Origin of the sequence: Bradyrhizobium sp. ISRA430, assembly GCF_029909975.1 — a bacterium.
Lineage (GTDB): Bacteria > Pseudomonadota > Alphaproteobacteria > Rhizobiales > Xanthobacteraceae > Bradyrhizobium.
Genome location: NZ_CP094516.1, coordinates 7,070,565 through 7,095,295, shown reverse-complemented (window position 1 = coordinate 7,095,295; position 24,731 = coordinate 7,070,565). Strand labels below are relative to the sequence as shown.

17 protein-coding genes and 4 pseudogenes are annotated in these 24,731 nt (G+C 58.6%); 4 read left to right on the top strand and 17 right to left on the bottom strand.

Annotation, left to right across the window (positions count from 1 at the left end; all coding sequences use genetic code 11):
• Window positions 1-506 precede the first annotated feature (506 nt).
• Window positions 507-848 (top strand): hypothetical protein, encoded by a 342-nt coding sequence (locus MTX21_RS33600; RefSeq protein ID WP_280971196.1) that lies wholly within the window; start codon window positions 507-509, stop codon window positions 846-848.
• On the opposite strand, the pseudogene MTX21_RS33595 reads toward MTX21_RS33600, so the two are convergent.
• The 7 genes and pseudogenes from MTX21_RS33595 to MTX21_RS33565 all read right to left on the bottom strand — a co-directional run.
• Window positions 762-1,156, bottom strand: a pseudogene (locus MTX21_RS33595) (MFS transporter); the annotation flags it as partial. The gene MTX21_RS33600 and the pseudogene MTX21_RS33595 overlap by 87 nt on opposite strands.
• A gap of 1,266 nt (window positions 1,157-2,422) precedes the next feature.
• Complete coding sequence (gene folD / locus MTX21_RS33590; RefSeq protein ID WP_280968832.1) at window positions 2,423-3,322, bottom strand: bifunctional methylenetetrahydrofolate dehydrogenase/methenyltetrahydrofolate cyclohydrolase FolD; 900 nt, start codon at window positions 3,320-3,322, stop codon at window positions 2,423-2,425.
• Window positions 3,323-3,325: 3 nt separating this feature from the next.
• Entirely contained in the window at window positions 3,326-4,213 is an 888-nt protein-coding gene (gene purU / locus MTX21_RS33585; RefSeq protein ID WP_280968831.1) for a formyltetrahydrofolate deformylase, read from the bottom strand.
• A 65-nt stretch (window positions 4,214-4,278) separates the two neighbouring features.
• On the bottom strand, window positions 4,279-4,812 hold the full coding sequence (locus MTX21_RS33580) for a sarcosine oxidase subunit gamma family protein (protein WP_280968830.1): 534 nt from the start codon (window positions 4,810-4,812) through the stop codon (window positions 4,279-4,281).
• Between the two features lie 6 nt (window positions 4,813-4,818).
• Window positions 4,819-7,788 carry a sarcosine oxidase subunit alpha family protein gene (locus tag MTX21_RS33575; protein WP_280968829.1) on the bottom strand — a complete coding sequence of 990 codons (2,970 nt, stop codon included), beginning with the start codon at window positions 7,786-7,788 and terminating at the stop codon, window positions 4,819-4,821.
• Window positions 7,785-8,057 carry a sarcosine oxidase subunit delta gene (locus tag MTX21_RS33570; protein WP_280968828.1) on the bottom strand — a complete coding sequence of 91 codons (273 nt, stop codon included), beginning with the start codon at window positions 8,055-8,057 and terminating at the stop codon, window positions 7,785-7,787. Before MTX21_RS33570 ends, MTX21_RS33575 begins: the two co-directional genes overlap by 4 nt.
• 23 nt (window positions 8,058-8,080) lie before the next feature.
• Window positions 8,081-9,331 (bottom strand): sarcosine oxidase subunit beta family protein, encoded by a 1,251-nt coding sequence (locus MTX21_RS33565; RefSeq protein ID WP_280968827.1) that lies wholly within the window; start codon window positions 9,329-9,331, stop codon window positions 8,081-8,083.
• A gap of 87 nt (window positions 9,332-9,418) precedes the next feature.
• Between MTX21_RS33565 and MTX21_RS33560 the strand changes: the two genes are divergently transcribed.
• Window positions 9,419-10,381, top strand: a complete 963-nt coding sequence (locus MTX21_RS33560) for a GlxA family transcriptional regulator (RefSeq protein WP_280968826.1) — start codon at window positions 9,419-9,421, stop codon at window positions 10,379-10,381.
• Window positions 10,382-10,392: 11 nt separating this feature from the next.
• On the opposite strand, the pseudogene MTX21_RS33555 reads toward MTX21_RS33560, so the two are convergent.
• The 9 genes and pseudogenes from MTX21_RS33555 to MTX21_RS33515 form a co-directional block, all read right to left on the bottom strand.
• A pseudogene (locus MTX21_RS33555) lies at window positions 10,393-10,605 on the bottom strand (IS5/IS1182 family transposase); the annotation flags it as partial.
• Window positions 10,606-11,230: 625 nt separating this feature from the next.
• A complete protein-coding gene (locus MTX21_RS33550; protein WP_280968825.1) occupies window positions 11,231-12,673 on the bottom strand; it encodes an amidase in 1,443 nt (480 codons plus the stop codon).
• A 162-nt stretch (window positions 12,674-12,835) separates the two neighbouring features.
• Window positions 12,836-12,940, bottom strand: a pseudogene (locus MTX21_RS33545) (ATP-binding cassette domain-containing protein); the annotation flags it as partial.
• A 252-nt stretch (window positions 12,941-13,192) separates the two neighbouring features.
• Window positions 13,193-14,431, bottom strand: coding sequence for an MFS transporter (locus MTX21_RS33540; RefSeq protein WP_280968824.1), 1,239 nt, complete (start codon window positions 14,429-14,431; stop codon window positions 13,193-13,195).
• Between the two features lie 720 nt (window positions 14,432-15,151).
• On the bottom strand, window positions 15,152-16,147 hold the full coding sequence (locus MTX21_RS33535) for a prephenate/arogenate dehydrogenase family protein (RefSeq protein ID WP_280968823.1): 996 nt from the start codon (window positions 16,145-16,147) through the stop codon (window positions 15,152-15,154).
• A gap of 35 nt (window positions 16,148-16,182) precedes the next feature.
• Window positions 16,183-16,296: pseudogene (locus tag MTX21_RS33530) on the bottom strand (histidinol-phosphate transaminase); the annotation flags it as partial.
• Between the two features lie 100 nt (window positions 16,297-16,396).
• Entirely contained in the window at window positions 16,397-17,668 is a 1,272-nt protein-coding gene (locus MTX21_RS33525; RefSeq protein ID WP_280968822.1) for an acetyl-CoA carboxylase biotin carboxylase subunit family protein, read from the bottom strand.
• Window positions 17,669-18,221: 553 nt separating this feature from the next.
• Window positions 18,222-19,247 carry an ATP-grasp domain-containing protein gene (locus tag MTX21_RS33520; protein WP_280968821.1) on the bottom strand — a complete coding sequence of 342 codons (1,026 nt, stop codon included), beginning with the start codon at window positions 19,245-19,247 and terminating at the stop codon, window positions 18,222-18,224.
• A gap of 395 nt (window positions 19,248-19,642) precedes the next feature.
• Window positions 19,643-20,497 carry a hypothetical protein gene (locus MTX21_RS33515; RefSeq protein WP_280968820.1) on the bottom strand — a complete coding sequence of 285 codons (855 nt, stop codon included), beginning with the start codon at window positions 20,495-20,497 and terminating at the stop codon, window positions 19,643-19,645.
• Between the two features lie 913 nt (window positions 20,498-21,410).
• Between MTX21_RS33515 and MTX21_RS33510 the strand changes: the two genes are divergently transcribed.
• Window positions 21,411-22,763 carry an amidase gene (locus tag MTX21_RS33510; protein ID WP_280968819.1) on the top strand — a complete coding sequence of 451 codons (1,353 nt, stop codon included), beginning with the start codon at window positions 21,411-21,413 and terminating at the stop codon, window positions 22,761-22,763.
• Window positions 22,764-22,977: 214 nt separating this feature from the next.
• Window positions 22,978-23,397, top strand: a complete 420-nt coding sequence (locus MTX21_RS33505; protein WP_280968818.1) for a hypothetical protein — start codon at window positions 22,978-22,980, stop codon at window positions 23,395-23,397.
• On the opposite strand, the gene MTX21_RS33500 is transcribed toward MTX21_RS33505, so the two are convergent.
• Entirely contained in the window at window positions 23,326-24,690 is a 1,365-nt protein-coding gene (locus tag MTX21_RS33500) for an MmgE/PrpD family protein (protein WP_280968817.1), read from the bottom strand. The genes MTX21_RS33505 and MTX21_RS33500 overlap by 72 nt on opposite strands.
• Window positions 24,691-24,731: the final 41 nt, after the last annotated feature.

Sequence of the window (24,731 nt, the reverse complement as noted above, 5' to 3'; positions counted from 1 at the left end):
TCGGACATCGCCACTGCCCTGAACAGGAAGGCAGTGCCAGGGTCCCGCGGCGGGGTCTGGAACGCCTCGACGATCGCGGGAAATCGCAAGCGGATGAACGGCATCCAGCACAATGAATTGTATGCGCATCGTCTGGAACCGGCAGACCACCTTCGTCAAGGCCCACGAGATCGGCAAGCGCATCAGTCGCGAGAACTCGCGCGATCGTGGATGACTTGCTGGTCGCAACCCTGGGATTTTCGGGCAAGAGTAGAGCGTCCGGTGGGCTATGGGCGAACTGTCGCACTCGGTCCGGAACAGGCGCGATGTTGGCCGTGCACGAGCCCCTCCAGACCACCTGGAAGATATGGGACCTGCAACATGAAAGCGTCGCAGGCGCCGGCCGGAACCACTCGGTCCCGGGCGTGCCAGCAAACCCGCTGGTGGTTCTTCCCGCGCCGTAACGCTGTCCCAGTTCTGCCTGGCTCAAGCCGGAGCGCCGCGGCAGTTCGGAGACCTCGCGGTAGTTGGAGCGCCTTGGCCTGCTTCTCCGTATCGCCAATCACCGGGACGATGCCGGGCAGCACCTTGAGCGTATTCGGATCGCGGCCGAACCGCACCGCGCGGGCGCGAAGGTCGTTGCGGAATTCGACCGCGACGTCACGAAAATGATCGCGGCCGATCGTGCCGCGAAATCGCGGCTGCGATCGGAAGCGCCCGCCTGGATGAAGACCGGACGCCATTGCGGCAGCCCGATGCAAGTCAGTAATAACTGCCTCGGCGAGAGCTTTCAGTCCAGCGGTCAGACTTGCAGCGACGCCGAGACCGACCAATGCCCGACCGACAAACAGCACAAGCAAATTGTCTGATGCCGCAAAGAATGCCGCATCCACTGCAGCAACAACCAGCAGAATGCTCTGGATTTGCCACGGACCATAACCGTCCAAAAGGATGCCGATCGCTATTTGCGCAGCCGCGAACGTAAGGAAATCGACTGAGGTGAGCAAGCCGAGATCACCAGCGTCGAGCCCCAACTCCAATGTTAAGGGGGCGGCGATCACATTGTTCTGAAGAGATAGGAGAGGTAATAGCCGACAGCAAAAGGCAGAAACACCCGCACGATAAGTGCGGGCCCTCCTGTCACCTGCAACTGGCGGTCGCACTTGACCCCGGCCATTTCGTCATGGCTCAACCAAGTCGAGCCCTTCTTTGCGCTCCTCACCGATAAGAAGATCAGGCGCGGCGTCTATCCCAGCGTAGCTGCCCTCAGGGCCGACATCGCCTCGTTCATCGAGCGACAAAAAGCCGATCCCAAACCGTTCCGGGGGACCAAATCGATGACATCCTCGCTTCCATCGAGCGCTTCGTGAGCGGCTATTTCGTTACGACGCATTGCTCTTGAACCATTGCGAACTCAATGCGCGGATCGCACCGATCGATCGCGATAGAAGGGAAATCGGCGGGCGCTGTGATTACCAAAGATATTGTTGGTGCGCGACCGGGCGACCGGTGGCGCGCTTGCGGCGGCAGGAGATCCCGAAGATGCAAAGCGGTTTCTCGCATCGTGAATCAGTGCATGCCACCCGCCAGCTTCGCCACAACGGCCGCCAGAAAGGGCTCGAAGCCGTAGCGCCAGGTTGTACAACCTGAATCATACATGAGCCATCGGCCCAGACAGTTCATGATCCTGAGAAACGCTTTCGATGTCCCGAGTTTTAAGCTTCGTGAGAGTCTGTCGCCGCGCGTGCCCGAATCGAACTCGGCTCGTACCGGATGCGTGAGTGTCAGATCTAAGACTGAAGCTGAAGCAGGACGCGCGGTTGGCAGACCCAAATCGGCACGCCTTCTCGTTGACCAATGGAAGACAAAGATCAATCCCCATGTCCACGTGCAAGTTTTTCCGGCAGGAGGGCGCCAACACTGCTGCCTTAGATCGTGCGCCATCTGTCTTTCTTTGTCTTCCCAATCGCTTTGAGTGCAGAACCGCCACATGAATGGCGGCTTGAGCAACGGTATCGTTGCTTGGTTGTTGGCAGTCACGTGCTGCCTAATAGACCGCCGAGTTCATCTGCTACTGGAGGCGGTGTGGAGTAGGTGGCGATGAGCTTGGCAAAGGACGACTGCGGCTCCCGCCCTTCGCGCTTCTCAAAAAATCAAAGCGTCACGGATGAAATAACGCGGCCCCAGAATATTGCAGTTAGCCGAAATCTAACGCGCCACAGGTCGCGCTTCGCGGTCCGCCTCTCATCTGTCTTCGGCAAGTAATCCACGACGACCGGATCGCCGATAGTGCAACGGCCACGTCAGAAAATCGCCCAGCTTGCCCTGCGCGGTCGTCACGAGGTTGAAGTTATCGGGATCATACAGAAAGCGAGGAATTCGATAATTCTGTGCCGCGGTTTACAGGCTTGGCAGTCGTACCGGCGTGATTCGATCATCATGTTTAGAATATCTTCAACGGTCGTCCTACGGTCCTATGCGCCGCGATCACAGTATTTGCCATTAGCATGGCGATCGTCATCGGACCGACACCTCCGGGAACAGGCGTGATATTTTCACAGACCTCGGATACTTCAGCGAAGGCCACATCTCCCACCAGGCGGGTTTTGCCTTTGCCTCGTTCAGGCGTGTCGATCCGATTTATACCGACGTCGATGACGGTAGCGCCTCGCTTCACCCAATCGGCTTTGACCATTTCCGGGCGGCCAACGGCGGCGACGAGGATGTCGGCGTCACGGCAGACATCTGGCAGGTTCTTGGTCCGCGAGTGCGCCACGGTCACGGTGGCGTTGGCGTTGAGCAGCAGCTGAGCCATCGGCTTGCCGAAAAGATTTGATCGGCCGATTACCACAGCAGTGAGGCCGGAAAGGTCCCCGCCACGCGTGCGGCGGATCAGAAGCATCGCACCGGCTGGCGTGCAGGACACGAGGCCCGTTTCCAGATCCCCAGTCGCAAGCTTGCCGGCATTAACGACATTCAGCCCGTCGACGTCCTTCTCCGGCAGGATCGACTGGATGATCGCTTCGCTGTTAAGATGCCTCGGCAATGGCAGCTGCACGAGCACGCCGTGAATGGACTCATCGGCGTTCAGCGCCGTCACGAGCGCTGCAAGCTCCTCCTGGCTTGTCTCAGTCGGCAAGGTGTGCTGGACCGAATTGAAGCCGCAATCCTTCGCCATGCGGCTTTTCGCACCGACATATGTACGGCTTGCAGGATCATCGCCAACGATGATCACGGCGAGGCCGGTCCTGACGCCATTCTGCGCCTGAAGCTCCGCGGAGGCCGCCTTCACTTTGTCGATGACGGACGCGGCGATCTGTTTGCCGTCGATTACTTGTACCATCGCTCAACCCATTCTTTCGGATGCATAGCTGCCCGGGCTCGCCGGGAACACGATGGTTCGGTTGCCGTTGATGAAGGTGCGATGGTCAATATGCGCATGGATGGCGCGGGCCAGAACCTGGCTTTCCACGTCGCGGCCGATCGAAACGTAGTCATCAGCCGACTGGGCATGAGTGATACGCGCGGTATCCTGCTCGATGATCGGACCTTCGTCGAGGTCGGCGGTGACGTAATGGGCCGTCGCACCGATCAGCTTCACGCCGCGCTCGTGAGCCTGTTTGTACGGGTTTGCTCCCTTGAAGCTCGGCAGGAAGGAATGGTGGATATTGATGATCTTGCCTGACATCTTTGAACACAATCCGTCGGACAGGACCTGCATGTAACGAGCCAGCACGACAAGATCGGTGCCCGTCAGCTCGATGATTTCAGTCAATTGCGCTTCGGCTTGGGGCTTGTTCTCCTTCGTCACCTTGATGTGGTGGAAGGGGATGTCGTTGTTGACGACGAGCTTCTGATAATCGAAGTGGTTCGACACGACGCCGACGATGTCAATCGGTAATGCGCCGATCTTCCAGCGGTAGAGCAGGTCGTTGAGGCAGTGACCAAAGCGGGAGACCATTAAGAGCACCTTCATGCGCTTCGAGGTATCGAAAATCTCCCAGTCCATACCGAACTTACCGGCAACAGGTTTGAAACCTTCCGTAAGTGCCGCATGCTTAACGCCTTCTTCGGAGACGAAGCTGACCCGCATGAAAAACATATCGGTGTCGCAATCATCGAATTGCGAACTAGCAACAATGTTGCAGCCATTTTCTGCCAAATAAGTCGAGATCGCGGCTACAATGCCCCGTGCCGACTTGCACTTAACAGTCAGAATAAGCTTGGTCGTCATATCTACTCCTGTCGAATCGGCAAGTTGGCGAGAAAGTGGCCAAGCACGCGTCCGTTGATGTGAAGTCAGCGAAATTCTGCGCTCAGCTCGGTGAGTTCGTCCCATAGACTTTCCGCAAAACCTCGCAGCACCATCAGCTCGAATCCATCCTCCGAGACGCGGGTGACGTGCGTTGCGATGTGGCCGATCAGCGTCGTTGTCGCGCGGCCCACCGGGAAGGCGTCTGACTCAAGCTCCACCGCGGTACCCTTGGCCAGCACGGAGGGGGCCTTTGCTCCCGCGATGGCTATGCGGACACGGCCGTGGCTCTGATCAACGACGTCAGCATGCGGCTTCAGCTTTTGTACGATGTCGGCGAGTGCTGCCGTCGACATAGGCTCGTCGCCGACCACGAAGCACTGACCGGGCGACCCGCCACGTACGGCGAACGCCTCGCGTCCGAGCGCGCCGCGGATTGTTTCGGAAAGATCGTCCTCCGCGTTCGCAGAAAGCACGTGCAGCACGTGGCCCTCGGGAAGTGCCCTGAGCGTCACGCTGGTCGAGATCAGCGGGGACTTCTGGCCAAGCGCTATTCCGTGTTCGATCGCGAATCCGGACATCTGACCTCAGACTTTCAGCTTTTCGTTGGCGGGATCGACGAACACGGGGTGACAGAGGCGGCCCGCCGTGTATTCGTTGCGAAGGCCGTTCCACACCTGCACTTCCTCGCCATGACGAGACGAGCCGCGCCTAACGAGCGCTAGGCCGATCGTGGATCCGACATGCGGTGAGTAGCAGCTTGAGCTTACATAGCCTTGATCGTTCTCGAGCGTGGCCGCCGCACCCTTTTCGAGAATGTGTGAACCGCTGCGGAAGGAAGTCTCGAACTCCAGCGGCACGACGCCGACGAGTTGATGCCGGTTCGGGTCCTGGAGACCCTCGCGTTCGAGCATCCGTTTTCCGATGAAGTCCGCCTTCGTGGCTGAGACCATCTTGCCGAAGCCGAGATCGGCCGGCACGACCGTCCCGTTGATCTCATTATGCGTGACATGGCCCTTCTCGATGCGCAACACCGAGAGCGCTTCCACCCCATAGGCGCAGATGCCGCGCTCCTTGCCGGCTTCCATCAGCGCATCGGCCATGGCCTCGCCGTAGCCGGCGGGAACCGCCAGTTCGTAGGCCAGTTCGCCAGAGAAGGAAATGCGGAAGAGTCGGCCCGAAAGCCTGCCACCACACAACGAGACTTCTTTGGCGGCAAGGAAGGTGAACGCTTCATTGGAAATATCCTCGTCGACGATCTTCTGCAGAATAAGGCGCGACTTTGGCCCGGCGATTGCCATCTGGGCCCACTGGTCGGTCACGGAGGCAAGCCGCACGTCGAGCTCCGGCCATAGCGCTTGTGCGCAGAATTCCAAATGATTCATCACGCCCGCCGCAAGGGCGGTCGTGGTCGTCATGAAGAAGCGTTCGTCTTCGAGGCGGCTGGTGGTGCCATCGTCGTAAATGAAGCCATCCTCGCGCAGCATTAGGCCGTAACGCGCCTTGCCGACGGGCAACTTTTTGAAGGGGTTGCAATAAACGCGATCGAGGAATTCCGCGGCATCCTTGCCGGTGATTTCGATCTTGCCCAGCATCGAGACGTCGCAAAGGCCCGCATTGATGCGTACGTTCCTCGCTTCACGGTCGACGCTTTCGCGCCAGGTCTTTTCGCCGGCAAGCGGGAACCAGGCGGAACGATACCAGAGACCCGTCTCGACGAAAGTCGCCCCGTTCTTCGCTGCCCAATTGTGCAACGGGGACTTGCGCACCGGCTGGAAATGCTTGCCGTGCGAGATGCCGGCGAGCGCCCCGAAGGAAACCGGAGTATAGAACGGGCGGAAGGTGGTGGTGCCAACCTCGCCCGGAGATACGCCCCGCGCCTCGGCTAGAAGGCCAATCGCGTTGACGTTGGAAAGCTTGCCCTGGTCCGTCGCCATCCCGTTGGTGGTGTAGCGCTTGGCAAGCTCCACGTGACCATAGCCTTCGCGAACCGCAAGGCCGATATCCTTGTGATGGACGTCGTTCTGGAAATCGATGAAGGCCTTGCCCTTTATGCCGGGAATAATCCAGACCGGCTTTGCAGGTGGCGCGACGATGTCGCCTTCGACCGCGCCGAACGTGGCGGGCTCCGCCTTCATCTCGAGCTTGCCTAGCAGCGCGGCGGCCTTCCCGGCTCCGGCCTCCAGGCAGCCGGCAAGACCGCTTGACTTGGCAGCGGCACCGGCCAACGAAAGCCCCTTGTGATCCTCCCGCGCCACGAAAGCAGCTTCAGCATCCGACCATTCCGGCCTACCGCCGCGATGGTAAGCGAGATGGATGACGGGGCTAAAGCCGCCCGACATAGCGAGTGCGTCGACGGCCAGCTTTTCCTTCCGGCCGTCCTGGACGATTGTAATGGAAGAGAGTGCCTGACCACCTTCGGCGTCAGGGACGAAGCCGCCGTTTATGATGCGAGCCGACCCTCCATACACGCCTGCTGTAGCGCCGCCAGGGCGGCTTTCGACGATGGCTGCAAGCCGCACGCCAGTCTTTTCGAGATCCCGGGCCAATGCGTAGCCGCTGTCGTTTGTCGTGACGATTGCGACCGACTTGCCCGGGGCAATGCCATAGCGGTTGAGATAGGCGCGCATAGCGCTTGCCATCATCACGCCGGGAATGTCGTTGCCGCCGAACACCAGCGGGCGTTCCTCGGCGCCTGTGGCGAGAATGGCCTGCTTTGCCACGATGCGCCACAGCCGCTCGACTGGCACCTCGCTGCGCGGCTCGCGAACGTTCTTCTGGACCCGCTCAACGGCCCCGAACACGTTGCCGTCATACCAGCCGAAGGCTGTCGTGCGGGAGAGAAGCCGAACCTTGGGAAGGCGTTCGAGTTCGGCGAACGCTTGGCTGGCGAATTCGACTGCCGACAGGCCGCCAATTGTCGCGGTTTCGGATAGAAGCCCGCCGCCGATCATCGCATTCTCGTCGACGAGGATGACGCGAGCGCCGACACGGCCGGCGGTCAGCGCTGCGGCAAGGCCGGTGGCGCCGCCGCCGACGACCAGCAGGTCGCAGTGGGCCCAGCACTTTTCGTAGCGGTCAGGATCAGCCTCGTAGGTCGCCTTGCCGAGGCCGGCGGCCCGGCGGATGAACGGCTCGTAGAGCTTCTCCCAAAGGCCTGCTGGCCACATGAAAGTCTTGTAGTAGAAGCCGGCGGACAGGAAAGGCGACAGCAGACTATTTAACGAACCGACGTCTACGTTAAGCGAAGGCCAGCGGTTCTGGCTTTGCGCGACAAGGCCCTCGTACAATTCCTGCATAGTGGCGCGGGTATTGGGCTCCGTACGCCCGCCCCGGCCAATGGTCATCAGCGCATTGGGTTCGGATGCGCCAGCCGTAAGCACGCCGCGCGGCCGGTGATACTTGAACGATCGGCCCATCAGCATATGGCCGTTGGCAAGCAGAGCCGAGGCAAGGCTGTCGCCTTCGACTCCGGTCATGCGCTTGCCGTCGAAAGTGAAAGATAACGGCTTCGAGCGATCGATGAGGCCGCCCGTCTTGAGACGATAGGACGTCATTGCCCCGTCTCCTCGCGAGCGGCGGAGTCACACGTGTCTTCAATCTCATGGGTTGCGGTGTTGCGCGTCACGATCAGCCAGCGGCGGCAGCCGGACGTGTGATGCCAATGTTCGTCGTAGCGGCCGCGTGGATTGTCACGCAGATAGACGTAGTCGAACCACACTTCGAGACTGGCATCCGCAGCCGGACGGGCGAGCGCCGCCCCCTTCACAGTGAATTCTTCCTTGGGCCTTTGCCCGCAATGTGGGCAGGGGATGAGGCTTGCCATTTCGGTGTCCTTGTTTTCCCGAATCAGTGCAGATTGGGTTGGGCGCCCTGCCCCTTCTCGTCGATCAGATAACCGCGCTCGAACCGGTCGAGACGCATTTCGCGCGTCACGGCGTGCGGTTCGTTTCTGGCGATGAGATGGGCGAAGCAGAAGCCGGAGGCGGGTGTCGCCTTGAAGCCGCCGTAGCACCAGCCGGCATTGAGGTAGAGATTGTCGATATGGGTGCGGTCGATGATCGGCGTGCCATCCATGCTCATGTCCATGATGCCAGCCCATGAACGCAGCACGCGGACTCGCGACAGAGCCGGGATCATCGCCTTGCCGGCCTCAATGACGTGCTCGACGCTGGCGAGATTGCCGCGTTGGGCATACGAATTGTAACCGTCGATGTCGCCGCCGAAGACAAGACCGCCCTTGTCGGATTGAGAGACATAGAAATGGCCGGCGCCGAAGGTAACGACGCAATCGATGAAGGGCTTCAGACCTTCCGAGACGAAGGCCTGCAGCACGTGGCTTTCGATCGGCAGTTTGATGTCCGCCATCGCAGCCACCTGAGAGGAATTGCCGGCGACCGCAACGGCGAGTTTGCTGCAGCCGATAAGACCCTTGGAGGTTTCGACACCGGTCACCCTGCCATTTTCGCGGCGGATGGCGATCACTTCGCAGTCCTGGATGATATCGACACCCATCGCGTCAGCGCCGCGGGCATAGCCCCACGCGACGCCATCATGGCGCACCGTGCCGCCACGTCGCTGGATAAGGCCGCCGCGAATCGGAAAGCGCGCATTGTCGAAGCCGAGGAAGGGAAGCATCTGCCTGACCTGCGTCCGGTCCAGCAGGTCGGCATCGACGCCGTGCAGCCGCATAGCATTGCCACGCCGCGTATAGGCGTCGCGCTGGGCATCGGAATGGAAGAGATTCAACACGCCGCGCTGCGAGACCATGGCGTTGAAGTTGAAGTCCTGCTCTAGCCCTTCCCATAATTTCATGGAAAGCTCGTAGAACGGATTGTTGCCGGGCAGCAGGTAGTTCGAGCGAATGATCGTCGTGTTGCGGCCAACATTGCCCGAACCGATATAGCTCTTCTCTAGAACAGCGACGTTGCGGATCCCGAATTCCTTGGCGAGATAGTAGGCGGTGGCGAGACCATGCCCGCCACCGCCTACTATGATCACGTCGTAGTGCGGTTTGGGCGTCGGTTCGCGCCAGGCAGGTTTCCATGTCTTATTGCCGCGAAGGCCGTTCAGGAAGATGGAGAAGGCTGTGTAGCGCATGGGGTGTTCCACGTCATTCGGCCTTGTATAGCGACCATTTTGTCGTCAAAATTTCACAGAAGAGCCACAAAAAGACACGCAGCAGCCATGGTCGAGCAAAGCAGCAGGTTGACGCAAACCATAGGTTTTCTGTTGCTGCCCGGCTTCGCGCTGATGTCCTATGCCTCCGCGACCGAGCCCCTGCGCGCCGCCAACCTGCTTGCGGGCCAGTCTCTCTATGATGTCAGGCCGCTTTCCCTCGATGGAGCAGCCGTTGCGAGTTCATCGGGCGCCATTGTCCCTTGCCAGCGTCTCGATCGATCGCCGCTGCACACGATTTTCGTCTGCGCGGGCGGAAATCCTTCGGCCTTGGGATCACCCGCGCTTTATGCGGCTCTTCGTCAGTTGGCCCGACGCGGGGTGCGCTTGGGAGGAATTTCAGGCGGACCTTACATCCTGGCCGCAGCGGGACTGCTCGATGGACGGGATTTTACTATTCACTGGGAGCACGCGGCGGCTCTCATCGAGGCCTTCCCTCGTCTAGCTCCGAGACAGGCTCGCTTCGTGCTCGACGGAAACCGCATCACGTGTGGTGGCGGCGTGGCGCCCCTCGACATGATGCATGCGCTGATCGCCGACCGAATGGGCGCCGATTTTGCCCGGCGGGTCAGCGACTGGTATCTTCACACGCAGGTGGCCGAGCCGGCCGCGCCCCAACGCGCTTCGGCGGCGGAGCGTTTCCACGTCAATCATCCCGTCCTGCTGAACGTTCTGGAGAAGATGGAGGCCGCGATCGAGCAGCCGCTCGATCGTGCGCAGATGGCCATCTATGCGGGTGTCAGCCAGCGCCACCTCGACCGCCTTTTCTCCGAACATATGAATGCGGGATACTCGGAGGTCTATCGAAATCTGCGGCTGGCTCACGCCCGGCGATTGCTGCAACAGAGCCCGCTTTCCGTTTCAGAGATCGCATTTGCCACAGGTTTTTCCAGCGCATCACATTTTTCACGCGCCTATGTAACCTTATTCGGTAAGACCCCAAAAAGAGAGCGCCGACTGCGTACTCCTTAACTAGTCGTCCGTTAAGAAGCGCATTTGAGTGCGGCCTGGGCGGCAAGCAGCCGCATCAAAGCGTTCAGGATTAGGCTCAGCAGAAGCCTCAGCCAGGCGAGGACGAGGCGGAGATTGTGGCCAACGGCGGTTAGGACGACGTTGGCGGTATCGCCTTTGCGGCCCTTGAGGTAGCAGCGGCCGAGATGTCCGTCGCTCTTCAGGTGACCGATCACGGGCTCGACGACTAACTATCGCGCGACCCACCCCAGAGTCCGGTCATTTGAAAACACAACTCACGCAAAGGCCCGCCTGTCGCACCGTCATGGGCCATGACGCGGTAGACCGTCAAACTAGGAGACATCGCACCGACATTGCATTGAATCCGAATCTAGTGCGCGCACGCGAACTTAGAAAGGTGATGGCTAGCGTCGTTTCAACAACTTCTAGAGATCGACCAGTGCTGGACTTTGTTGTTCTTCGAGAGTCCGCTCGCTAACCGCAATGAGCAGGCCGAGCCGAGACCGAGACCGAAAAAGGTTCAAGAAGCTGATGCCCAGTCTCCCTTATAGGTTATTGCGGGTCAGTTTGTTTTGTTTCTTGGGCCAAGGCTCCATACTATGCTGGGGGCGCATAATTGTTGATCCGACTAGCGCTGAGCAGCAGCAATCGCCGAGGGCAATCATCGGCATCTCAGCACCGGGTCGCCGTGACTCGGAACGCTACAGCGTGATAAGGACCAAAAGCCAGCTCCTGTCAGATAGAGGAAATTCGCTGGTTGGGCGGCAGTATGCTTGGCCGTCTTTTCCCGAGTGCGCTGCAACCGTAGCAGTCATGCGTTGTCCCGAGCGAAAACCACCGCGACAGTTGTTAGCTGCGCCCCGCTCGCACGCTTGGTGTTCGGTGGCGCCATGGGCATGCCTGTTCCAGGTCGCGCGAGATGCGCACCAAGGTTGCCTCGTCACCGAAACGGCCGACGATTTGAAGGCCGATTGGCAAACCGTTAGTGCTATGGGCCAACGGCAGCGACACCGATGGATGCCCAGTGATATTGAACACACCCATGTACCCATAGATCGCGGTCGCAGCATCCGCGTCCATGAATTCCATCGCGGAAACCGTTGGATTTGTGGTACAATAAATGCCTCCGTGAGACGGGGCAACGACGGGCATCGTAGGCGTCAGCAGAATATCGAAAGCATCAATCGCCTCGCCGAGGCGGAACCGGAATCTTCGGATATCCTCAAGTAGGTCTCCCATGGAAGCAGGTGGAGAGTTACGGCTATATTCATAAAGCTTGAGATTGACCGGTTCCAGGCTGTCCGCGTCGATTGTTCGGCCCATGGCCCGCGCCGCATCTTCAAGTGATTTGGCATTAAGAGCGTAGCTGCCCAGCGATATCCTCGTCCTCTCGTCGGGATCATATGGAGGATCGATCTCCATAATCAGATGGCCCATTTCCTCCAGAAGCGCGGCGATTTTATCGACTGCTTGAAGGACCTCCAGTTCGACATCAATCCCTCCCCATTTGGTTCGCGCGACTCCGATCCGGAGAGTGCGGCTAGGTCGAAATAGCTCGTCCACATAGGGGCGGCTCGGCTGGACAATGATAAATGGATCGCCGGGATAAGGACCGGAAAAAACGTCCAATGCGGCGGCCATATCGCGCACCGTCCGACAGAGAATAAACATTCGGCTAAGGCCAAGCAGCGCGTCTTGGTCGTTCGGCCCACCAGACACACGCCCGCGGGATGGGTTCAGACCGACAAGGCCGCACCAAGAGGCGGGAATGCGAATCGACCCGCCGCTGTCGCTGGCATGTGCAATAGGAGTGATGCCGGCCGCAACAGCCGCGGCGGCTCCAGAGGACGAGCCACCTGCCGATCGTTCCAAATTCCATGGATTACCGGTAATGCCATTCAGAACGGATTGGCTCATTCCTGAGGTACCAAGCTCCGGGCATGTTGTTCTGCCGATTGTACGGAGCCCTGCATTTCGGGCGCGACGAAAAAAATGGCTGTCGGTCTGAGGGCGATAGCCTTTGAACAGACGACTCCCTTGTTCCTGAAGGCGGCCAGCTTCGGTGGCGCCGATATCCTTGCGGAGGAAAGGTACACCATGAAAGAGGCCGCCGTCCGCGCCGGCAACAGCGTCGGCATCTTCATAGAATTCGATGATGGCATTGATGCGAGGATTGACCTCATCATGCGCTTCCCGAGCCAGCCGCATCAACTCCAAAGGCGTAAGTTCGCCACCGGTTACAAGAGACGCCAGAGCGGTGGCATCATGATCGACATACTCGCTCAATCTCATCTGAAGAATACCTCACTCACGAACCCGACTGGTGTTCTCAACGCGGCCCTGTGAAATTCCAGGGGGCGTCACGGCGATCCGCAGCTGGTGGTAGCGCCAACCCGGCTCCGTGATTTTCAACTAAATCTTGGTTTGAGCGTTTCGCCTCAGCCCAGTTGCCAGTCGAGTTCCGATGAAGATCTGGCCTGTGCTCGGTGTTTCGAATCCTGCAATCATCATGAACGTCGTCGTTTTGCCGGATCCGCCTAGTCCGAAAAACGAGACAAAACCGCTTGCATGCCGTCTTACTGTTTACAAAGTCGCTCTAAGCGCATCGCTTTATCGCCCAACACTCACAACTCCTATGGGTTGCAAATAATGCAACGATATTGCATAACGTGGCAGGTACACGATGACCTGTCAAGTGGAGGACGTCTCCCCAAGCGACCGCAAGAGCTGGCGGGGAGGTTACGACCGTGCAACGCGCATTAAATTTGCTGAGAGTTCTCGGTGCGAATGAGTCCGACTCCTCTTTCCATGCTATTCGCAGGCCCGATGGCGTCTTTGCACATCTGTTTTCAGTGCAGCCGCGACTGCTAAACGTTGACGCTGACCGCGCAGCAACGCCAGACTCACGAGCACGCCGCACGAGAACAGCAAGGTAACTTCCAGCACCGCGCCGCTACCGAACCGAACCAGCAACTCGGCGAGAATGGGAGGCGAGGCGGCTGAAATCAGATCGTGTGGCAACGCGATTTGCGAGGACGCCTTAGTGAAATCGGCCCTCTCGTAGAAGACGAGCGGCATCGTTGCGCGCACGACCGTGAGCGCCCCGCTCCCCATGCCATAGAGCAGCATGAACGCGGCGCTGCCGAGAAACTGTCCGCCACTGATCATCAACAGCACTATTGCCAAAGCCAGGACTGTGCCGGCAACCAAGCCAGTTGTGATGGCATCCCAGCGTGCGCCGCTCATCAAATCAATCGCACGAGCGCTCACTTGAACCATCCCAAGCGCGGAGGCTAACGCGACAGCCTGTGACGGCGGAAGCCCTTGAGCTTTCAACACTTCGATCAGCACAGTGCTTAAGCCAAACGTCACGACAACGGTCAAGCCGCTGGCCGCCATAATTAAGCAGAGTGTGCCTCTTGGTTGGATCGGATCAGGAATTGGCGCCACTTCTTGGGACGCCGGCCGGGGTGCCTGCGAACGGCGGCCGGGCAGACCGAACGCGTACAATGGGGTAGAAACCAGGAGCAGCAAACCCGCATAGACTAGGCACGTTGTGCGCCAGTCCGCCGCACTGGTGATCAGCGACGTAATGGGCCAAAATGCGCTGCTGGACAAACCGGTCGCCAGCATCAGCGTACTGATGGCGCGCCTGGCGTCCCGTCCAACGATCTCATGCACGGCGATGTAAGCTGCTGTCGAAAGCGATGCACTGCAGGCAATACCGAGCACCGTCCAGGCTGAAAAATAGAGCTTTAGCCCTTGCGCCATCGACAATAGAAGAAAGCCGGAAGCTGCAACAACTGTCCCGGCGATCATCACAGGCCGGGCGCCAAACCGAATCAACGGCTTAGCGAGGCACGGCGAGCACAATCCCATCGCAGCATAGAGCGTCGACGTGCCAGCAAACACTGACGGGAGCGTCATGTGCAGGTCGGCAGCAATTTGCGTGCCGATGATAGGCGGCAGGCTGATCGTGCCCCAACCAATGACCTGCGCCAAGGACAACGTGATCAGAGCGCCGATGCTCTTTTCAGGAAAGGAGAGCATGCCGATTCATGCCCGCATCGACGCCGCGCCAATCGATCGATAGATCAATAATCGCGCCATCATCTTGTCGCCGTTGTCCTACACGCACACTGTTTTCCTCAATGTTTAAACATCGCGTCTCCGCGAGGCAGTAAAATATCGAACTGGACGCAATCGAAATGATAGGAATCCCAAATCCAATATCAGACGTCAGGAGCGCGTCGGTTGACTCGAGGCTCCAGCTGACCGAACGGCCAAAGGTCCGCGCGTGAAGAATATTCGGCGCTATCGTTTCGGACAGAAGTATCGCTCCAATCCGCTATCATATTGGGAACGAGAGCCATGCCATGAGGATACATTCCAACCCTAAGTCCAAAGCAGAAACCGATCGAGCGTTCAGATCTTGCCGCCTCCAGCGGCGCTGATGTCCAGAGGAACGACGCTCGTCACTTTCGGCAAGCACATCGCCGTCGGTCCATCAATTGGAGGCAGATCTGCTTGCGCAAGCGGACGATGCCCGTGTGGGCAAGCCGGATCTCGTTCCTCAATTTCCCAACGATGAACTCTGCTCTCTTGTTGAAGCGTTTGCCCCGAGAGATCACGTGCGAATCTTTTGTCCATCCAAGCCCGTGTGCATCCTTTTTCGCATCTTCGAACAGCGTTATGTACCAATAGGCCGCTCAAGCCGTTGCGGCAAACACGCGGCGCGTCCTGCGGCCTACTCGCCCTGCATCAAGAACATTATGGCCCCGCTGCGGGGCTGGGTATGAGGCAGACGCCCGGAGCCCTATACTGCTGCTGTTGCGCGATCTGCGGACGCCCGATTGCCTGACGGCCGAAATCGGGCATGTCGATATCCTGCCCCGCCTCGATGATCGAACTGCGGATGGCGCGCGTGCGGGTAAAGAGGCCGAACAGCTTGTCAGCTTCGCTCCAGCGAATCGCCCTCTGCAGGGATGCGAGATCCTCCGAAAAGCGCCCCAGCATTTCGAGGATCGCGTCGCGGTTGTGCAGGCATACGTCGCGCCACATTGTGGGGTCGGAAGCGGCGAGGCGAGTGAAATCGCGGAAACCCGAGGCCGAATATTTGATGACCTTGCTTTGTGCGACCGTCTCCACGTCATTTGCCGTGCCGACGATGCTGTAGGCGATGATGTGGGGCAGGTGCGAGACGATCGCCAGTGTCATGTCGTGGTGCTGCGGGTCCATCGTGTCGATGTTGGAGCCGCAGCGGCGCCAGAATTCGGAGAGCTTCTCCAGCGCGGCGGGGTCGGTGTCTTCCAGCGGCGTGAAGATGCACCAGCGGTTCTCGAACAGTTCGGCAAAACCCGCATCAGGGCCTGACTTCTCCGTGCCGGCCAGCGGATGGCCGGGAATGAAATGTACGCCCTCCGGCACGAAGGGCTGCATCTGAGCGATCACGGAGGTTTTAGTGGATCCGACATCGGTGAGGATAGCGCCCTTCTTAAGCGCTGGTGCGATCTCCTCAGCCACGGCGCCGGAAGCACCGACGGGCACTGAGACGATGACGAAGTCGGCCCCGCGCACCGCTCCCTTCGCGTCGGTCGTGTAGCCATCGCCGAGTTTCAACTCCTCGGCGCGCTTTAGGGTCTCGGCGCTACGAGTTGCAATGGCTATATGGCCGGCTAGCCCCTCGCGGCGTATGACGCGCGCCAGCGAAGAGCCGATCAAGCCGATGCCGACCAAGGCGATCTTTTCAAACAAGGGTTTCGACATGAGTAGCTCTTCAGGAAACTCGCTGAGTACGGCGATTAGCCGCGATTGGCTTCTTCGGCTTCGACCATCATCCGCAGCGCATTAGGACAATCGCAGCCTGCAACGCGCCAGAGAATATAGCCGCGCACCGGAAGATAATCGTCTACGGCCTGCGTGCCTGCGGCTTGGATCTTGCCCTAGCTGACGATCCCGTCAAAACACCCGCCCTTTACTGCTCTCGGTTGAACCGTTATTCGGCGACATCATCCCCTACCAGGCGCCGCGTGCACTTGGTAAGGGCTCGTGGACCGGAGATTGTTCCTGTTCGCCTGGAGTCGGAAATGGCGTGATTGACCAATTGATCAAGTCGACGGCACGCTGAAGTATCGCCGCGGTCCGGGCACGGCTAGGTGAAGCGGCCATGACGTGTCCTATAGAGTCTCGGTAATCTCCTTTCCTGACGATCGGCATCTTGGGTTTAACAAACAGTTTGACCTCGGTGACACCTGGCACAGCAGCGGCCCGACCGTCGCCATCAATCCAATCGAGGACGCCATCGCGATCAGGGATTAGGGAGCGCCAAGCCGCAGTGTGCGAATGCTTTCGGCGCAAATCCGTTTCGTCGCCGATGACAAGCTTGATGTGCTCGGTGACGAGATCAATACCGTAAGCCGCCTGAATCGAGTGAGGACCTCCAGAAATACGCGGATTGACTTCAATGACGACTGGGCCACGCTTCGTCCACCGGAGTTCAATGTTCGTTGGCCCCCAACCAAGATCGAGAGCTCGCAAACAGTTCAGCGAAACATCGGCGATGCGCGCATGCTCGTCATCAGTCAGCGGGGCTGGGAAGATGCCCTCACGGAACACGAAATGCGGCGGGGGGCCGAAGCTGGCGGCGGCAATCGCAATTAACTCATCTCCCATTATATGGGCGCAATAATAGCGGCCTTGTGCGAATTCTTCGACCAGTATCCTTGGCGAGGACCGCCATGTATGCTTCCCGCCCAGTAGATAGGCCGTGTGTTGGGCTAACTCATCGATGTTGCGGCACAATCGGACACCGCTGCTGCCGCGGCCTACGGCTGGCTTAAGAATTACCGGTAGGCCGATATCTGCGGCAGCGCTTTCTACGTCCGTAGCATTCGCCGCCAAGTGATAAGCAGGTATTGGAACGCCTACCTCCGCGAGGATCTGACGTTGAGCGAATTTGTCGCAGCATCGCTCAATCGACGCGGGATTTGGTCCCGGTAGATCGAAATGCCGACAGAGCGCGCCAACTGTCGCATAGACTGTTTCCTCGGCGCTCGTAATACCGGCAACGTCACGGGTCGCACGTAGCCGGGCGCATTCGCGGATCAGCGCATCTTGATTGTCTGTATCGACATGGATTGCCTCGTTGCATTCTGCCGCAAGATAGTCGTACTGAGCTGGATCCGCAGACAGGGTAATTGGATGAAGACCAAGACGCTGTGCCGCTTGGACGTATCGGAGACCGTTGCTCCTTGTGCCTTCAAGCAGGATGAGCGTTCTTCTTGCCATTGGCTGTTAACTCCGATCTTGCATGGTTTACTCAGCCCGAGCGCACATCGGCATCAACTTTTCAGCCGTGCCTGACCTCAGACTCTGCGATTAGGTTGCCATCAAATTTTCCGGGGAGCGTACCAATATCAGCGACTCACTCGGGTTAGTAGTGGTTCTGTAGCTACGCTGAGAAAGTGCTGGTCGCCCGCTCTCGACTGGCGGCAGGACCACGCTTTTCGGCTATCGAATCGTATTCTACGAATTTGAACAGTCCGAACGCCAGTTGTGGGGTGGTGCCGTGAGTTAAGAAAATCTGCTGGCACTTCCGTGATACTCCTCAAAGGTGTTGCTGGAGACCGCACTTGCGTCCAATTTCATCTGCCGCCCGAAAGTAATTCGAGACCGTCAGCGTCGTTACGTTGCTCTGCATGCCGTTCGCTGAAAAAGACTTCTACAGCTCACGGGCAAGCAGCAATACTGCGGCATCTGGTAGGTGACGCATCCGCACATGGCCAAGGAAGCGCCCTGCATCGAATCCATGCGAGCGGCAGAACGAGAGCCTAACATGCTGCTAATTCGGAGCACTTGCGTCGCGAGTCGACGCGCGTTCCGACTGGGGGGCGCCGACCCCGAAATATCGCGTATGGGCCACATCGAGGATGCGATTGATCAAGCTCGAGAAGCTATATCCGGCGGCGCTCGCGGCCTGAACATAAATGCCGCGCAGCGCCGGTATCGAGTTGATCTCCAGTACAAATGGTTGGCCAGAGCGGTCGATCCGAATGTCGACGCGGGCATAGTCGCGACACTGGCACGCACGGAACGTCGCGACCGACATATCCCGCAGCATTGTCGCAAGCCTGCTATCGACTTGTGCCGGGCAAATAGGCGCGAGCGCCATGCGCTCTTTGTCGTCGTTAGTAAAGATGCGCATTTCGCGGTCGCCGAAATCCTGCTCTACCAGCGGCAGGGTTTCGGGCTCCCCGTTTCCCAACAGGCCAACATAAATTTCCCGCCCCTCGATGTATTCTTCGACAAGCGCATCCTGCGCATACTGCGTCACGATCGCTTCTACTGCCTGCCTCAGCTGAGCGGGCTCATGTGCGATCTGCAATCCGAAGCTGGTGGACTCGGAACGGGGCTTTACCACCACGGGGAATCGCAAATCGCAGGTTGTTTCGGTGCTGCGGCGCATGACACGAAAGTTCGGTGTCGGCACGCCGCGATCGCGCATCAGCGTCTTGGTGATCACCTTGTCGAGCGCCAGCGCGTTCCCAAGCGGTCCCGCACCAGTGTAGGGCACTCCCGCCAACTCGAGCATGGCCGGAACGTGGGACAACCGGCACTCCCCCTGAATTCCGTTCGCCAAATTGAAGACGATGCCGGCGGGCGGAGCTTGCGGATCAGGTGGCATAAACCGTTCGAGCGTGGCGAGTAGTCCCTTGTCGGCTTCACAGAGCAATGTTTCGTGGCCGCCTTCCTGCAGGGCCGCTACTATTCGGTCGACCGCGTTGCGATCGTACTCCTCACGACAAGATTGACCGAATCGGTTGATCACACCCATGTGATCATTATTCCGCGCGATGGCTACTCGCATGAGCGACTCCCTGGATGATTGCCCGCTATCACGTTCATGCGCTCGGATTTCGCCAATCAAGAGCAATAGCGTATCTAGACCCGAAGCGCTTCCATTCCCTGCAATCGGCGCGCCACCAAAGCGGTCGCGACGAGCAAAGACGGAAAGGATGTGGTTTGGGCCGCGCCGATGAAGTGCGTAGATCCAATTATGTCGGCTTGCGAACATAGGGGTCTTCAATCGGACACCGCGAGAACATGGAAGGTTGGATGCCGACGATCCCCGCTTATCCGACTTCGCCAATCTGCCGCGGGATATCCGTGCGTAGCGTGACGGCTTTAAGCTCCTCCCGAGTGCTGCCATCAGCCTTGTACCATTCGGAACTCCATCTTCGAATCGACTAAACCGCACTGCGGTCACGACCCCCTAAGATGCGCCTGGCCATGAGAGCAGCAGAGCGCTTCGCCTGGCGGTGCAGAGATGTAGCAGGATGCGTAGACATAGCCGGTCGTGCGCTCTAAGCGATCCTCTATGCCGCGTTTGGCCATGGCGTTCAGGATTGTCTCACGTTCCGCTGGCGTGGAGAAGCGTCGCTGGCGTTGTCTAAACCGGTCGATGAGGTTGGTTTCCAACCCGAAATCCCGAAGGACTGCGGCTATGCCGTCATAACTGAAGGGATGCATTGCAAAGGTGATGACCCAGGGGCGTGAAATCGCCGAAGCATGATACACACGTGCAAAGGTTAGCTCGGTGGCGTAGCCCACACAGCCTGTGCTGATGAGAATGTCCGCATCCGCGAGAGCGCCATATTCCTCGACGGTCAAGTCACGGGTTTCCAGATCAGCCGTGATGCCAGCTTCCAAAAGGCCCAGGTTCTGCGCATAACGAACAGCCCGGAACGATGGATCTACGCCGACGAACCGGATGTCGTTGCGGAGACCACGATTGCGAAAGAAATTGGCATGCTCGATCTCCTGTCGGCCAGAGAGAGAGCCGCTGGGTTCCAGATAGGCGGCATAAAGTTCATCGAGATCGAGATCGGTGCGCAGTAAAGCAGCGTTCACGCCATAGGAGCAACCGACATCGATAATCTTCAGCCTGGTTTTGCGTCGAACACGTCGATAATCGGCGAAGATCCTTTCGAAGATGGGCTTGGCCCGATCTGGAATCACATAGTCCAGGGCTAGATGGGCGCGAAAATAGGAGTGGGGCCAGCGACAATTATAGACAGATGTGAAATCGTGCTTCGTTCCTTGAAGGCTGCTGTGCACCGCACTTGCTCCTCACTGCCGCTTGGCCTTGAGTTCGGAGCCGTCGATCAGAATGGTTCTGGCTGAATTCGACAGGAGCGGCGAGGATGCCGTGGGAGTTTCGGAGTTGCCAAGATGTCCCTTTCCACGGAATGCGATCTGACACGGATCTGACATGCTCTTTTCTCTCCTTCATTTTCTAGGTCGCGACGCGAACCACAACATGAATATCGGTCGACACTCATGCCACCTCGCAACGAGGGACTCTCAAAATGCGTGCCAACTACGCAGGAACAGCCAGATGTTAATACATCTGCGAGGTGCCCTCGGATTCGAGCGCCGACCTCAGATGCCCTTGACAAGGAGACATTCAACGCAAAAATCTGAGGTCGAGGTCAGACACGGCCGAAAATGGCGTATTAGCGATTTGGGCCTCGGACCAACGAAGCGCGCCTACAGTTGGGGGTTAATTGCGAATGGTAGGACGAGCACGCAACCTCCCTGAAGGTCCAAATGGAAAAGATCTACTGCACGCCCAATGCGCTGGGCATCTTCGTTTTGATCCGAGTCTATTCTCGCCTGGGTCGGCCGAGTACGGCTATCTCGCGACGCAAAGCATCCACACGATCTGTATCGATGCTGACGATCCGGAAGCGCTCATGTGGGAACATCTTCAGCCGCGTGCGACGACTGGCACTAGCGAGTTCACGGGCCTCGACGGCTCTGTCTATGCGACAGCTGGCACGGTCTACCAATATTTCGATTTAACGAAGCGTACCCGGCCCTTTGTTTGCCCGCAGAGATACAAAGATCTGCCGCGGGTATCCCATCTGCCGCGGATTGTACCCACATGCAACGGTAGCAGCGACTTTCGTTTGCAGAGGCTTGAGCCAAGTCGCGCCTGGTGCCGTAGCGCAAACATCAGACTCATTTTATGACTAATTTGACCTCAATCAAGGCTATCGCGGCCGCACTCGAGGACGGCAGCCTGTCCGCGGTCGAAATTGTTGAGAACTGCATTGCTGCGGCGGAGCGGACCAATCCCTCGCTGCGGAGCTTTATTACGGTGGCAACGGACCACGCGCTGCTCCAGGCGAGGAAAGCTGATGCGCGGCGAAGGGCAAGCCGCGCCCTGGGCCCGCTTGATGGAATTCCTTATGCCGTGAAGGACATGTTCGAAACCCGCGGCATCCGAACCACCGGTGGCAGCAAGGTGCTAGAGAACAATGTACCGAGCACGTCGGCGGCGGCGATTTGCATGCTCGACGCAGCCGGGGCCGTCCTCATCGGCAAGACCAATCTCCACGAATTCGCCTATGGCGCGACCGGCGAGAACGGCTGGGCCGGAACGGTCGTCAACCCGCATGACGGGACAAGGCTGGCCGGGGGCTCAAGCAGTGGCTCCGCAGCAGCGGTCGCGGCTGGCATCGTGCCATTCGCGCTTGGCACGGACACAGGCGGCTCGTGTCGCGTTCCGGCTGCGCTCTGCGGCATTGCCGGGTACAAGCCGAGCTATAGCCTGATCAGTCTCGACGGCGTTATCCCCTATTGCTGGTCGCTGGACCATGCCGGCGTACTGGCGACCTCAGTTGAGGACCTGGAGCTTGTCGTGAGGCAGATCACAAAACTCTCGCCAGCGACATATTCCGCCGCGTCGCTGAGAGTTGCCTTAGTCGAGGGCTTCGAGCAGAAATGCGAGGCGCCGGTGCGCGACGCGCTCCTCTTAACCAAGGAGCAGATGCGGCGGTCGGGGGCCACTTTCGGTGCGATCGAAGTCCCGGACCAGTCGGAGGCACGTACAGTTTCATTGATAATTCAATTGGCCGAAGCCGTTGCCTACCACGGCGCCAATCTCGCCAGCGCGAGCGACCGATTCGGTGCCGATATGCGCGGCGCCATGATACTGGGGCAGTTGCTGCCTGCAGAAAAGTATATCCAGTGTATGCGCTTGGTAGGAACTTACAGGCGAGCCTTTGCGCAGAACATGCAGAATTTCGACGTCCTGCTGACACCTGCCTGCCCGATTACGGCGCCGCAAGTCGGGACTGTCGAGGTGAACATTGCCGGGGAGACTTTTCCGATTGGAAATGCGCTTACGCTGTTTACTTCATTTTTCAATCTGGTAGGCGCGCCTGCGCTAGTCCTGCCGGTCGCCTTGCCGAGCCGTGGCCTGCCCGTCGCTGTGCAGATTGTTGGCGCACCCGGATCCGATGCTCAGCTCTTCGAGACCGCCCGTATGATTGAAAACCTACTGACAACCACAAAGCAGTCCGCACCTACACTATGAGCCGGCCTAACGACCACTTTGTAGATTTTCGAATTTCTGTCCCTCGCGAATGGGGCGCCTGAGCTTACGACTCACAACGCTCGTTGTAAAAACCGTTTTTCCCTTCGTCGTATGCGGCCCCTTACAATCTGTAAGCGCCCGAATCCATGACGAAAGTCGACGAGATCCCGTGTTCTCAGATGCGACCAAGTGCAGACGCTGCTTCGCGATCGGAATGGAACTCAAGAACGGGGTCATCTGGATGTTTGGCATCGGAGAAGACGGCGTCAAGGCGTTTACAGACTTCGGTATCGAAAACCTAAATCAAGTTCATCAAGTTCTACAAAAACAACACTGCGCTGCTCAGGCCGTGACCGTGCTACCTGCGGCCCACGCCGAAATAGATACAGCACCCGACTTGTGTCGCGTCTTCGGCGCCGTCATCGAAATCATCTGGGCTTCGCTGCATTACTGCGTCAGCAGCTTCCGCATCGACCAGATCGACGGCCAAGTGGTCACGCCAACCCACTGGTTGATAACGGACGTCGCCCGCGCGTGCTGCTCTCTTGGCTCGTGCCCGAACTTAAGCCGAAGGTTCAAGTTTGCGGGTTTGAGATGTCGAATATCGATTGTCCGGTGGCGACAGGGCAGCTAGAAGGGGCGGAAAACCTTTGGTGTCAAGGCTAGCGAGCGCCGAGAGGATCTCGTCCTGCCACCGCGGGTGAATGTTCGCTCTCGAGATGTTCTTGAATTTCGCCACGATCTGATCGGTAGATAATGGGTTTGCAACGTCTCCCAAGGGATGCAAGACGACCATCTCTTCCGGCCCTTTGCCCTGATCCATGACGACTCGGGCCGGCGTTCCCACTGGAAACGCGGTAGCAAAATCGGGCGACGGCTCAAGTTCGATACGCGCAGCCAAGTCGAGTACACGTGCGTCAGTAAGACGTTCAACTTGAACAGGCTGTAGCGCCTCCCAACCATATAAAGCGGCCAGTGCACAATTAAAGTAGAAGCTGTATTGCCCCCCTTCCAGGGTGCTCGGGGCGCGCTCGTTTGCGAGGCGCATCGATTGTTGGAACGTCTCAATCCGCAGCCTCCGGATCTTTTCCCCTTCCTGACGCATGGCAAGGATCGCATCGATAGCTGCATGCATATAGCGGCAACATGCATATGGCTTCAAATAGCAATTTTGAACTTCCCACGAAGAGCCAAGATTGCCTATTAGGACATCGCGCGTGAAACGATCATTGTCATCAAGAAGATTAAGGGGGCCGGTTGCGCCTGACCGCGCGCGATAAGCGGCGGTGACACCTGCAACCACAGCAGGAGGAATTCCCTCCTTGATCGTGCTGCCCTCGAACTTGGGGGTTGAGCCCAAGAATACGATCGGTGCTTCCGACCCAGCAATCGCCAACGCGTGAGCAGTTTGCGTTGCATTCAAGCCCAAGAGACGGCAGGTTGCGGCGGCACCTCCATAGCCGACCCAGCGTCCGCTCGCGAGCGTATCGATTGTCTTAGCAGGACGAGAGCTCGCGATTCGGAGGGCGATTTCGTATCCAAGCGCGATCGCTGCCATCGTTTCGGAAACTGAGGCGTCAATAGCCTGAGCCACTGCCAAGGCTGCCGGAATAACACCTGCACCGGCGTGGCCCCCCGCGGCGCGATGACCATCATCGATGTCCAGTGCGCTCGCCGCAGCGCTATTCGCCATCGCGGCTCCGACGACGCCAGACCGTTTGTCTGTCAACCAAATGTTTATGTGGCCTTCGCCGTAAGATTCCAGTGCCGAGTTTCTGGCCGCATCAGCTAGCTGCGATCGCAGACCCGCAGCGGCAGCACCGATGAGGTCTAGCGTGAGCAATGAGATTGTCCGCCGAGTACCCGTTGGCAATGCGTTCGCTGCGTAGCTGCTACTGAAATTAGCGAGTTCAGTTATGACTGGCACTAGAACGCTCCCAATAGATCACGTTGTTGGCAAATAAAACG

Excerpts from the sequence above, each read along its gene's own strand:
- MTX21_RS33580 (WP_280968830.1), bottom strand. The coding sequence starts at position 4,812 with ATGTCCGGATTCGCGATCGAACACGGAATAGCGCTTGGCCAGAAGTCC.
- MTX21_RS33550 (WP_280968825.1), bottom strand. The coding sequence starts at position 12,673 with ATGAGATTGAGCGAGTATGTCGATCATGATGCCACCGCTCTGGCGTCT.
- folD (WP_280968832.1), bottom strand. The coding sequence starts at position 3,322 with ATGGTACAAGTAATCGACGGCAAACAGATCGCCGCGTCCGTCATCGAC.
- MTX21_RS33520 (WP_280968821.1), bottom strand. The coding sequence starts at position 19,247 with ATGCGAGTAGCCATCGCGCGGAATAATGATCACATGGGTGTGATCAAC.
- MTX21_RS33505 (WP_280968818.1), top strand. The coding sequence starts at position 22,978 with ATGGAACTCAAGAACGGGGTCATCTGGATGTTTGGCATCGGAGAAGAC.
- MTX21_RS33560 (WP_280968826.1), top strand. The coding sequence starts at position 9,419 with ATGGTCGAGCAAAGCAGCAGGTTGACGCAAACCATAGGTTTTCTGTTG.
- MTX21_RS33575 (WP_280968829.1), bottom strand. The coding sequence starts at position 7,788 with ATGACGTCCTATCGTCTCAAGACGGGCGGCCTCATCGATCGCTCGAAG.
- MTX21_RS33565 (WP_280968827.1), bottom strand. The coding sequence starts at position 9,331 with ATGCGCTACACAGCCTTCTCCATCTTCCTGAACGGCCTTCGCGGCAAT.
- MTX21_RS33535 (WP_280968823.1), bottom strand. The coding sequence starts at position 16,147 with ATGTCGAAACCCTTGTTTGAAAAGATCGCCTTGGTCGGCATCGGCTTG.
- MTX21_RS33570 (WP_280968828.1), bottom strand. The coding sequence starts at position 8,057 with ATGGCAAGCCTCATCCCCTGCCCACATTGCGGGCAAAGGCCCAAGGAA.
- purU (WP_280968831.1), bottom strand. The coding sequence starts at position 4,213 with ATGACGACCAAGCTTATTCTGACTGTTAAGTGCAAGTCGGCACGGGGC.
- MTX21_RS33540 (WP_280968824.1), bottom strand. The coding sequence starts at position 14,431 with ATGCTCTCCTTTCCTGAAAAGAGCATCGGCGCTCTGATCACGTTGTCC.
- MTX21_RS33525 (WP_280968822.1), bottom strand. The coding sequence starts at position 17,668 with ATGGCAAGAAGAACGCTCATCCTGCTTGAAGGCACAAGGAGCAACGGT.
- MTX21_RS33510 (WP_280968819.1), top strand. The coding sequence starts at position 21,411 with ATGACTAATTTGACCTCAATCAAGGCTATCGCGGCCGCACTCGAGGAC.